Consider the following 585-nt stretch of genomic DNA (forward strand, 5'->3'; position numbering starts at 1 on the left):
TGCATCGGTGGCGACGGCGTTGATCACGGTACCGTCAGGCAACGCGGCACCCGGGCTCACGCTCCAGTTGCCGGCGCCATCGGCCGTCGTCTGCCCGATCAGGTTGCCATTGCCGTCGGTGACGGTGACCGTCGCACCCGCCTCCGCGGTCCCGACGATCGCCGTGCCGTTGCTCGGCTGCAGCACCGGCGCCGCCGGTGCCAGCGCATCGACCGTGGCGGAGGCCGGCGGGCTGGCATTGCCGGCCGCGTCGGTGGCCACAGCATTCACCACCGTGCCATCCGGCAACGCGGCGCCCGGCGTCACGCTCCAGTTGCCGGCGCCATCGGCCGTCGTCTGGCCGATCAGCGTGCCATTGCCATCGATCACCGTCACCGTCGCGCCCGCTTCCGCCGTACCGACAATCACCGTGCCGTTGCTCGGCTGCAGCACCGGCGCCGCCGGCGCCAGCGCATCGACCGTGGTGGACGCCGGCGGGCTGGCATTGCCGGCCGCATCGGTGGCCACGGCATTGACGACGGTGCCATCCGGCAGCGCGGCGCCCGGGGTCACGCTCCAGTTGCCGGCGCCATCGGCCGTCGTCTG

General features: G+C 73.2%; 1 protein-coding gene. It reads right to left on the bottom strand.

Going from position 1 to position 585, the window contains the following annotated elements; all coding sequences use genetic code 11:
* A partial coding sequence (locus D588_RS25725; protein WP_043086475.1) for an Ig-like domain-containing protein occupies window positions 1–585 on the bottom strand: 585 nt, incomplete at both ends.

The organism is Xanthomonas sp. SHU 308 (assembly GCF_000364645.1).
Classification (GTDB): domain Bacteria; phylum Pseudomonadota; class Gammaproteobacteria; order Xanthomonadales; family Xanthomonadaceae; genus Xanthomonas_A; species Xanthomonas_A sontii.